The organism is Cellulomonas phragmiteti (genome assembly GCF_016862775.1).
GTDB lineage: Bacteria > Actinomycetota > Actinomycetes > Actinomycetales > Cellulomonadaceae > Cellulomonas > Cellulomonas phragmiteti.
The window spans coordinates 1-7,093 of sequence record NZ_BONP01000046.1 but is presented as its reverse complement, the minus strand read 5'-3'; the positions used below and the strand labels follow the sequence as shown (position 1 = coordinate 7,093).

Genomic DNA, 7,093 nt, shown 5'->3' with positions numbered 1-7,093 from the left:
CACGGCGCCGGCGCCGGCGTGTGCGGACGACCCACTGCGGAATCGAGTTGGGTCAAGTCCCCGGATGTGGTGTAGCCGCTTGGCGTTATCCTGGTTGATCCGGCGGACAGGGTCACGTCGTCACCCGGCGCGGCTCGATGCGACCTCCACCGCGTGGCTCTACCTTCGGATCGTGCAAAGAAAACGGCATCCCATCGAGAGCAAGGTCACCTCGCTGTCGGCGGTCCTCGTCGCAGGCGGGCTCGCGGCTACGGGCCTGGCCTTGATGTGGCTGTCGGTTCAGCCGTGGGCGGACGGTGCGTGGAGTGCATTCCTGGGCCAGGTAGGCGGGCTGCTCCTTGCCACGGGGCTGCTCACGGTCGCCTGGGACCTGGTTGGTCGCCGTGCCTTCGCGATGGAGGTGCTCGCGAAGGCCAAGCTCTCGGCAGATGTCGTCGAGTCGGGCATCACCCGAGTCACCGACCAGTATCTGGACGACGTCGAGTGGGGTGAGCTGTTCGAGGGGGCTGTCCACGTTGACGTCGTCGTTGCCTACGCGAACACGTGGCGCAACGCTCACCGTCATCGTCTTGAGCGGGTCGCGAAGGCGAGAGGCTCGCGGATCCGTGTCTTCCTGCCCGACCCGGACGACGAGGCAACCGTGGGCAACCTCGCGCAGCGCTTCGCCATGTCACCGGGTGCCGTGGTAGCCAAGATCAACGAGGCCGTCACCGAGTACAGGTCGCTCGCTCAGGCTGGTGGTGGAGCGGTCGAGGTGTACGTCCGGGCCGGTGATGCGCTGTTCAGTGCGTACCGGTTCGACGGGCGAGCGGTGCTCACGCTCTACTCGCACGGGCGGGAGCGTCGGACCTCTGTGCCAACCTGGGTGATGGCAGGTGGTGAGCTGTTCGCGTTCGTGCAAGGTGAGATCGACGCCATCGCCGCTCAGAGCACGATTCGGTAGGAGGCGGCACGGCATGGTTACGATCCGACAAGACGTCGTAGTGCGCCGCGGCGACATCGGCGCCGACTGGCTTGCGCACGCCCGCAGCACCGAAGTGATCGCTTGCGACATCGAGACCACAGGCCTGGACTGGCGTGCAGACCAGATCAGAACGGTCCAGGTTGCTACGCCCGACGCGATCGTCATCGTCCAGGTCACACCCGGAGAGCACCCTGGACTGCTGGTCGAGCTCTTGGAGGACACAAGCGTCACCAAGGTGTTTCACCATGCGCCGTTCGACCTGAGGTTCCTCGTCGCGACCTGGAAGGCAGCGCCGGCAAGAATTGCGTGCACGAAGATCGCCATGAAGATCGTCGAGCCGGGCCTCGAGTCCGACCACTACTCTCTCAAGCCGACGCTTAGCCGCCTACTTGGCGTCAACATCGACAAGACAGAGCAGGTCTCGGACTGGTCCGCGCACGACCTCACGCGTGCCCAACTGGAGTACGCGGCTAACGACGTCCGCTATCTCGTGCCGCTCCTAGCCGAACTTCGATCCCGGGCGGCTGAACGTGGCGCGGCGCACCTGCTCGAGGAGTCCTTCGCCTATCTGCCGACTCGGGCTGCGCTTGATACGCTAGACATTGGTGACGTATTCGCGTACTGACGTACTCTGGGAGTCAGATTCTGTTCAAGGTCGACCGCCTCGTGATGGCCTGCTGTTGATCTGGTCCCGTCGGCCGGAGCGGCGCACATCGCCGAGGATGACGTTCGTAGCGGTGAGCCGCCGCGAGGGCGTGGTCGCTGCGCTGGCGGTGACGGGGATGGTCAACGGGTCCGGCGCGTCGATGTTCGTCGACGCGCTCACAGTGGCCCCCGGGTGGCGGCGTCGGGGGGATCGGATCGGTCCTGATTCTGACCGCGCAGCAGCTGCTGCCGTTGTCCCCGACATTGGTCGCCGGGCACTGCGTCCCCGAGGCGTCAGTGTTCCTCGCCCAGGTCGGCTTCACGGTGCTGCGACCCGGCGTCGCTCTGCCGGCGCCGCTCGGGGACGAGCCGGTGCGGATGGCGACCTCGGGCGACCAGTGCTGGCTCTACCGACAGGGGCCCGTGTAGGTCGTTCGGGTCATCGGTGCCTGACTCCATCCCGTCGGTGCCGGCAGATGCGATGATCCAGCTGTGCGGCACGAGGTGGAGGACGCTGACGAGATCTGCGTGGTGCCCGGCTGGCAGATTCTGCATACCCACGAGTGCCCGCACCTGACTGCCGAAAGCCTGGAGCGGCTGACCACCGCGACGCCCGAGCAGCGCGACGCCTACCCGATGTGCACGTCCTGCCGCGCCGTGCTCGACGGGAGCCGCCGGCAGCGCTTCACGTCGTTCGAGGCGGCGATGGAGGCCTTCCAGGCGCCGCTGGAGAACCGGCCCATGATGCGGGAGGTCGCCGCCGAACTCGAGTTCGACGAGATCTGGATCCCGGCCCCCGGTCCGTACATCGCCGTCGCCGTGCGGCGGGGCGTGCCGGCGGCGGCGTACTTCGCGCGCGGGTACGTCGAGGTCCGCGAGCCCGAGGGCGGGTACCGCGTCGTCGCCCTACCGGTGAACTCCCTGCGCGCAGGCGGAGGATCGGCGGAGCGCCGGCTGGAGTTCGCGGAGCGTGCGACCTGCCAGACGTGCCACATGCAGCTGCCCGCCTCCGGCCGCTGCGACGACTGCGACGTGTAAGCCACGTCGTGCGCTCTCGACGCGCGTTCGATCCATGGACGGTCCTGAGCATGGACGCCGGGGTGTCCAGGCAGCGCAGGTGGCCGGCGAGGGGCGGGCCCTTCCACCGCTGGCTGCCGCGCTCGTCGTGACGACGGGCCAGCGGGGTGAACCGGTAGGCCTCGCGCTCGCGCACGACCCGATCGGTAGCGGATCCGAGATCGACGCCCAATGACTCCGGCAGCGTCTCGCAGCAGGCAGCTGGAGCCATGCCCAGCGGCAATCTGCTCCTGACCAGCACTGCTACCGGCATCGTGAAGGTGTGCCTGGAGCACTCCCGAGGGTGTGCCTGGCCCGGCCGCAACTGGTGCGTCGCTCGAGGTCACGGGGTTTCGGGAACCACCCACAGTGGGGTGGTTCCCGATGGAACCGCCCAGGTGGTACCGAAACTCCCGGTCAGGGTTCTCTGGCCGGGAGTTTCGTGGTTTCGGGGGTCGGTGGGGTGGCTTCGGGGCGCTCGCGGGCGTCGCGAAGCCCTGCCGAGGGTCCCGGCAGGGCTTCTTGGGTCGGCGACGGCCCCCTGGCAACGGGGTGCTCCCGTCAGCGGCGACGACTCGCGGGTGGTCGACGTCACGGATGACGCGAGCGCCGGCAGCACTCTCGACCTCGACTTGGGCGTGATCGCCCCGGGGGACTCGGTCTCCTTCACCCTCTACTACGGTGTCGCTATGACCAAGGCCGATGCGGAAGCGGCCGTGGCTGCCGTGGAGGCCGACGTGTTCTACCTCGCCTATCCGTCATGGCCGGCCCCCGACCAATCAGCGACAGGGATCTTCGCCTACCGAGCCACCACGCCTACCAACGGAGCAACCCCGTGACAGCTCACGCCGCAGCGGCGCGGCAGACCCTGTCAGCTATCGCGCTAGCAGTGACCTGTGCTCTCACGACGACGGGCTGCTTCTACGACGCCCCCCAGCCACAATGGGCCGAGCTGGTGAATGAGCGCACGACGTCGGTCACCCTGACGTTCGACGGCCCGGCCGCACAGCCCCAGGAGATCGCAGCACGCGAAGGTGATGTGGTCCGGTACGAAGGCGAGCCCATCAAGGAGGAGGAGCGCTGCGTCGACGTGGGCGCAACGGTGACCGATACGGCCACCGGCCAGGTCCTGGGTACCGTCGATCCGCCGATCTGCCCCGAGACCCTGATCTACGTCCGTGAGGACGGCACCGTCGAGGTGCGCTGACGGTCCGGCCGCGTCCAGCAGGCCGAGCGCGAGGACGTCCGACTGCATGGCGCGGCGCTGACGGACGGCGCCGCGAGCTCGAGCCCCGGGCACCGGCGGCAAGGTGCATGTCGTTGCCCGAGTGGCGGCGAGTGCAACGGTCGAGCCCTCACAGCAGGGGGGTCTCAACGTGAAGTGCATGGTGCCGTGCTGGAGGCCGACGTTGTGCGCGGCGAGGGTGACGGCCATGAGCAGAGTCGTTGCGACGAGCCGCGGGGACGCGGAAGTGCCCGCGGTTGACGTTGCGGATCTGGTAGCGCAGCTGGGCGCTGAGCCCTTCGATCAGGCTGCGACGGTTGAAGGACAAACTCCCAGCGGGTCGACTGCCAGGCCACGGGGCTGCCGGTCGCGTTCCAGGTCGGTGTCGCGCACCGTGACGGTCTTCCCGCACGCGCACGTGCCACCGCGGACGCACGGTGCGGTCGGCAGGTGGCCTCCTGGGTGGCGGCGCGAGCACCAGCAGCTGACGTTGCGGACCGATCGGCGCCGGCGTGACCCACCGCGGCGAGAATGCCATCAGTCCTCGGCAAGGAGGTCGTGAAGAGCGCGCAACGCCAGCGCGTCCCCACCTGTCACGCCGAGCCGGTACTGCTCCTCGGCTTCGCGGAGCTCGCCGCGGTCCTCGAGCAGTTGCCCGAGGTTCACATGGCAGTGCAGATCCCCGGCCGCAACGCCGGCGCGGTAGGCGGTCTCGGCGGCGGACGCATCGTCGAACTCGTCGCGGTAGAGGTTGCCCAGCGGCAGGAGGCTGTCCGACTCGCCGAGCTTCGCTCCGCGCTCGAGCACGCGGCGTGCTTCGTTCAGCCGACCGGTCGCCGCGAGAAGGTGTGCGAGGTCGGAGCGTGCGGCCGGGAAGTGCTCGGCCCCGGCACGCAGTTGAGGTTCGAGGGTGACGTCGAGCGTGGTGCACCACCGCCAGCACGCGACCACAGCGCCTGCGAACGCGTCTCCTGCAGCTGCGGCCCGCTCCGCCTCGATGAGCGCCACGTCGAACGCGTGCTGCTCGCGGAGCATGAAAGCCAGTGCTATCTGGGCGCCGAGGTCGCCGGCCTCACCCCCGCACGCGTACGCCCACATCGCCCCCGCTACATCATCCTGCTGCTGCAGCACGTGCCCCAGGTTCAGCCAGGCGGCCGTCTCCCCACGCTCCACGGCACACCGGTACGCCACGACCGCCTCGTCCGGGCGCTCCAGGGCAACGAGGGTGTTGCCGAGGTTGAACGCCGCAACAGCGTCGCTCAGGTCCGCTGCGACGCGAAAGCACCGTTCCGCGTCAGCGTCACGGCCCGCCTCCGCCAGGTCGCAGCCGAGGTCCACGAGCTCACCGACGGCACCGCCCGAAAGCAGCCGTGCGAGACGGGCATCGAGGTCCTCCACGCCGCACATTCTGCGTGAGCGCGGGCGACCGGGCCTGAGGCACGAGTCGGTGACACCCACCTGTGGCGTTGCGTGCGCCGCTGGAAGCGCCGTCCTCCGCCGCCGAATGGGGGAGTGTGTCGTACCCGCCTGGGACGGTCCGACTCATGACATCACCAGCGTCCCCGATGCGGGTCCGTGTGCACCGCGGCTGTCACGAGGTGGGCGGGAGCTGTGTCGAGGTGGAAGCCGAAGGCGCCCGGCTGGTCCTCGATGTAGGCCGCCCACTCACTGCGGGTCCCGACGACCTTGCCGCCCTGCCCGACGTCCCTGGGCTCGCGGACGGTTCCGACCCGTCCCTCCTCGGCGTTCTGATCTCGCACGGGCACCTGGATCACTACGGGCTCGTCGACCAGGTGCATTCCTCGGTCCCGGTGTTCGCGGGGCGGGCCGCATCTGCCATCGTCGAGGCGGCACGCTTCTTCTCACCTCGGGGGCCGGCGTTGCGGCCTACGGGCTACCTCGTCGATGGGCAGACCTTCGCGCTCGGACCGTTCCGGGTGACGCCTCACCTCGTGGATCACAGCGCGTTCGACGCCTATGCGGTCGTCGTCGAGGCCGCCGGCCGGCGCCTGATGTACACCGGTGACCTGCGAGGACACGGCCGCAAGCGATCGTTCGCACGCATGCTCGCCGCGCCGCCTGCCGGCATCGATGCCCTCCTCATGGAGGGCACGCACGTCGGCTCCGAGCGCCACGAACCAGTGACGGAGTCGCGCGTCGAGTTCGACCTGGCCGCCACGATCCGATCGACGGCAGGGCTGGCGATGGTCGCGAGCTCTGCGCAGAACATCGACCGGCTCGTCACGGTCTACCGGGCGGCCCGGCGTGCGGGTCGAATCCTGCTCGTCGACCTCTACTCGGCGACAGTGGCGGAGGCGACGGGACGCTCGACGATCCCGCGCCCCGGCTTCCCCGGCCTCGGGGTCTGGATGCCGCGCCGCCAGCGGGTGCAGGTGAAGGAGTCGGGTGAGTTCCACCGGACGGCAGCGGTCCGGCGGTACCGGGTCTTCACCGAGGAGCTCGTCGCTCATCCGGAGCGTTACGTCGTGCTCGGAGGCTCGTCCGCCGCACACGAGCTCCTCCGTGACCGAGCGCTGACGGCGGGCGGCGCCCTCGTGTGGTCGATGTGGTCGGGCTATCTCGCGGACCCGTCGGGCGGCCGCCTGCGCGAGGCCGCACGCAGCGCGGGTGTCCCGCTCGTCGAGCACCACACCTCGGGGCACGCATCGGTGCGAGACCTGGGTCGCCTCGCCGCAGCAGTCAACCCTGGCCGGCTGGTGCCGATACATACGCAAGGCCCTCAGCAGTTCGCTGAGCACTTCGCCAACGCCGCGCCCCAGCAGGACGGCGCCTGGTGGGAGGTCGCCCCGCACCGGGCCCTCGCCAGCTCGTCCGCCGCCAGCAGGAGTCCCCGATGTCCGTGAAGCAGGCCCGCACCGTCTTCGCAGCGAACCATGCCGACCGACTCGCTCAGCAGGTCGACGCCGATGCTCTTCGGCTGACCGGGAGGTACTCCTCGCGCTTCGTCTGGTTCGGGACGGACGACGTGCTGACGCTCGTCGTCGGGGCGCAGGAGGAGGGGAACACCGACCTGGCGTTGGCGATAGGTCTGGCCAGACGTGGTGAACGCGAGCTGCGCCTGGTCCTGCCGCACGGATGGCACGAACCGACCCTGTACCGCTGGGCGCGACTCCGCGACGACCTGCCGCTGCGTGTGTGGACGTACGACGTCCACATGTCGTACGACGTCCTGGCGGATCACG

8 protein-coding genes are annotated in these 7,093 nt (G+C 69.3%); 7 read left to right on the top strand and 1 reads right to left on the bottom strand.

The features are described from left to right. Positions 1-79 precede the first annotated feature (79 nt). The 5 genes from Cph01nite_RS18675 (at position 80) to Cph01nite_RS18655 (ending at position 3,872) form a co-directional block, all read left to right on the top strand. Positions 80-943: a hypothetical protein gene (locus tag Cph01nite_RS18675; RefSeq protein WP_203676526.1), complete on the top strand. Its 864-nt coding sequence runs from the start codon at positions 80-82 to the stop codon at positions 941-943. A 13-nt stretch (positions 944-956) separates the two neighbouring features. After that, entirely contained in the window at positions 957-1,589 is a 633-nt protein-coding gene (locus tag Cph01nite_RS18670; RefSeq protein WP_203676524.1) for a ribonuclease D, read from the top strand. A gap of 512 nt (positions 1,590-2,101) precedes the next feature. Then, positions 2,102-2,647 carry a hypothetical protein gene (locus Cph01nite_RS18665; RefSeq protein ID WP_203676522.1) on the top strand — a complete coding sequence of 182 codons (546 nt, stop codon included), beginning with the start codon at positions 2,102-2,104 and terminating at the stop codon, positions 2,645-2,647. 599 nt (positions 2,648-3,246) lie between these two features. Beyond that, entirely contained in the window at positions 3,247-3,504 is a 258-nt protein-coding gene (locus tag Cph01nite_RS18660; RefSeq protein WP_203676520.1) for a hypothetical protein, read from the top strand. Further along, positions 3,501-3,872 carry a hypothetical protein gene (locus tag Cph01nite_RS18655; protein ID WP_203676518.1) on the top strand — a complete coding sequence of 124 codons (372 nt, stop codon included), beginning with the start codon at positions 3,501-3,503 and terminating at the stop codon, positions 3,870-3,872. The genes Cph01nite_RS18660 and Cph01nite_RS18655 overlap by 4 nt, the downstream gene beginning before the upstream one ends. Before the next feature lie 555 nt (positions 3,873-4,427). On the opposite strand, the gene Cph01nite_RS18650 is transcribed toward Cph01nite_RS18655, so the two are convergent. Continuing rightward, the gene (locus Cph01nite_RS18650; RefSeq protein WP_203676516.1) at positions 4,428-5,288 is read right to left on the bottom strand and encodes a hypothetical protein; all 861 of its coding nucleotides are present in this window, start codon (positions 5,286-5,288) and stop codon (positions 4,428-4,430) included. A gap of 146 nt (positions 5,289-5,434) precedes the next feature. Here Cph01nite_RS18650 and Cph01nite_RS18645 point away from each other — a divergent pair, with 146 nt between their 5' ends. After that, complete coding sequence (locus Cph01nite_RS18645; RefSeq protein ID WP_308439451.1) at positions 5,435-6,754, top strand: MBL fold metallo-hydrolase; 1,320 nt, start codon at positions 5,435-5,437, stop codon at positions 6,752-6,754. Next, on the top strand, positions 6,745-7,093 hold a 349-nt coding region (locus Cph01nite_RS18640; RefSeq protein WP_203676511.1), incomplete at its 3' end, for a hypothetical protein. The genes Cph01nite_RS18645 and Cph01nite_RS18640, both read left to right, overlap by 10 nt.

Bases quoted from the DNA above. Each gene is read 5' to 3' on its own strand.
- Cph01nite_RS18645 (WP_308439451.1), top strand. From the start codon at position 5,435: ATGACATCACCAGCGTCCCCGATGCGGGTCCGTGTGCACCGCGGCTGT.
- Cph01nite_RS18670 (WP_203676524.1), top strand. From the start codon at position 957: ATGGTTACGATCCGACAAGACGTCGTAGTGCGCCGCGGCGACATCGGC.